The 2,642-nt window shown below is 72.2% G+C and carries 3 protein-coding genes; all 3 read right to left on the minus strand.

The window, feature by feature from the left end:
• A partial coding sequence (locus tag ON27_RS29495; RefSeq protein WP_174377901.1) for an amidohydrolase family protein occupies nt 1-976 on the minus strand: 976 nt, incomplete at its 3' end.
• The gene (locus ON27_RS29500; RefSeq protein ID WP_043734939.1) at nt 964-2,334 is read right to left on the minus strand and encodes a type I glutamate--ammonia ligase; all 1,371 of its coding nucleotides are present in this window, start codon (nt 2,332-2,334) and stop codon (nt 964-966) included. The genes ON27_RS29500 and ON27_RS29495, both read right to left, overlap by 13 nt.
• Before the next feature lie 51 nt (nt 2,335-2,385).
• Nucleotides 2,386-2,642, minus strand: a 257-nt coding sequence (locus tag ON27_RS29505; RefSeq protein ID WP_245560291.1) for a carbohydrate kinase family protein, incomplete at its 5' end; no start/stop codon positions are given.

A 2,642-nucleotide genomic window follows, 5' to 3' on the forward strand; every position in this document is an offset into this window, starting at 1 on the left:
CGATCAGCTTGCCGAGCCCGCGCCGCCACAGCAGGGCGCCGAGATAGTGCAGTTCCGGAAGCCCGTAGCCGTCCGAGGAGTAGCACAGCGCCCGGAACGGAGCGAGTTCCAGCGTCTCGGCGAGCACCGCGCCCGCGCGCTGCCCGACATACGGGATGGTGAGGCCGAGATCCAGCTGGACGTGATCGAAGACGTGCGCGAGGTAGGCCGCGTGGCGGTGGAAGGGCCAGCAGTGCAGCAGCAGCACCGAGAGGCCGGTCCCCGCGGTCCGGCGCAGGAAATCGGTGAGCAGCGCCGGATCGGCGCGCCGCAGCCGCAGATCGGGGTCGCCGAACCCGGTGTGGAATTGCAACGGGATGCCGAACTCGGCGCCGATCCGAGCGCCGAGGCCGACCAGCCAGCCGAGTACCTGCGGATCGGTGAGCCGATGCTCGGGCGCGAAGCTGGTCGGCGGATGTTCGCGCGGCGGAAAGTCCAGACCGCACCGGTAGGCGACGATCGTCTTCAGTCCCACGGCATGGGCGGCTCGCGCCCGCAGCTCCGCCTCGATCCGCTCGTACACCCCGGACACCGCGCCGACCTGCGCCACGACTCGCTCGGCCACTTCCTCCAGCCGGACGACCTCACGCACGTCGCCGTCCACCAGACCGGCGAAATCCGCTGTGCCGCCGCCGATCCCGGTATCCAGGAACCACCGGGTCACGCCGGTGCCGCGCAACAGCCGCACGGCGACCTCGCGGCCTCCGATCCGGGCGCGATGGCGGAGGTAGACGTCCGGGCTCACCTGGGCGGGCAGGTCGAGCGCCGGGGCGCACCACCGGCGCACCGCGAGCCCGAGGGCGGAATCGAAGCTTCCGTGCGCGCCTTCGCCGAGCAAGCGTTCGAAGCCGGGCCGGTCGAGCGCCTCGGTGGTGACGCCGTGGCAGTGGTGGTCGGTGAGCGGAACACCGTCGGTGAGCACGGTCAGAACCGCCAACGGGTCAGCGCGACGAGTTCTTCGGCGCTCGCCTCGGCGTACCGTTCGGCTTCCGCGCGGCGCACGGTGAGCAGCGCGTCGTGCAGTTCGGCGCCCATCGCGCCGGCGAGCGGGCGGGAGGCGGCGAGCTGATCGGCGGCTTCGGTCGGTGTGGTGGGCAGTCGGCGCACATCCGACATCATGAGCGCTTCGGTGTCGAAAGTCACCGGGTCCCCGGTGATTTCGGGTGGAAGGCGCAGCTGTTCGGCCACTCCGGCGAGTCCGGCGGCGATCACCGAGCCGACGATCAGGTACGGATTCCCGGTCGCGTCGAAGCACTTGATCTCGGCGTTGGCCGCCCAATCCTCGGTGCCGCGCACCCCGGTGACGAAACGCAGCGCGGCCTCCCTGGTCTCGCGACCCCAGCACTGCCACACACCGGCCCAGCGCGAGGGCTCCAACCGCAGGAAGCTCGCCGGATTTCCCGCGCCGACCGCGACCAGCGCGGGGAGTTCGCGCAGGATCCCGGCGAGGAACGCCTCGCCGGTCGGCCGCATCCCGTGCGGACCCTCGCCTCGCGCGAAAAGCGGTCCTCGGTCGTCGTGCACCGACAGGTGCAGATGCGCTCCGGAACCGGTGCCGCCGGGCTCGATGCACGGCGCCAGCAGCGCGCGCCAGCCGTGCTGAACGCTCACCTGCCGGATCGTGTGCCGGACCAGGACGGCATCGTCCGCCGCGGCGACCGGTTCGGACGGTTCGATCGACAATTCCAGTTGGCCGGGCGCGTATTCCGGGTGGAACTGGTCGACCGTGATGCCTTGCCGGTCCAGCACCGCGACGAGGTCCGCGGCGTAGTCGGCGACTTGGCCGAGGCGCACCATGCCGTAGGCGGGGCCGTGGATCGCGGGTGTGAAGCCGTCGGTGTCGTCGGCCCGGCCCACGGACCATTCGGTTTCGAACGCCATGGACAACCGCAGCCCCGCCGCCCGCGCCGCCTCCGCCTGGCGCGCCGCGAAATGGCGCTGGCAAGCGGCGAAGCGGGCGCCGTCCTGGGTGTACTTATCGGCGGGAGCCCACGCCCAGCCGGGCTGGCAGGCCAATCCGGTCATCCTGGTCAGGTCGGGAATCAGCCGCAGATCCCCGTCGGGACCACCGAGATAGCGCCCGACCGCCATCAGGTCGTCGAAGGCGAAGGTCTCGAAGCACGGCGAGACGCCGACGCCGTACCGGGACGCGTGCTCCAGCCGCTGTCCGGGCACCGCCTTCACCCGCGTGATGCCCGCGTTGTCCACGAAGCTGAGCGCCACCATGGACGCGTTCGGCTTGTCGATCAGCGCGGTGCCGCCCTCGGCGGGAATGCGATCCGGCGTGGTGGCCATGCCCCCACGATATCGGTCGGGGCGCATCGGCCACCGGGGCGGCGCGCGGCGCTACTCGGCGGCCAGCGCGGCGGTGATCTCCTCGCGGGTGGGGATCGAACTGCTCGCCCCGAGCCTGGTGGTGGCCAGGGCTCCGGCAGCGCAGGCCCAGGTCAACGCCCATTCCGGCCCGCGATGCCAGGCGGCGGCCAGTGCGCCGGTGAAAGCGTCGCCCGCACCGGTGGTGTCCACGACTTCCACCCGCGGGCTGGGCCGGGACAGGCGCGCACCGGCGGGCCCGCGATAGTCCGCACCGGACGCGCCGCGGG

Source organism: Nocardia asiatica NBRC 100129 (genome assembly GCF_000308415.1).
Taxonomy (GTDB): domain Bacteria; phylum Actinomycetota; class Actinomycetes; order Mycobacteriales; family Mycobacteriaceae; genus Nocardia; species Nocardia asiatica.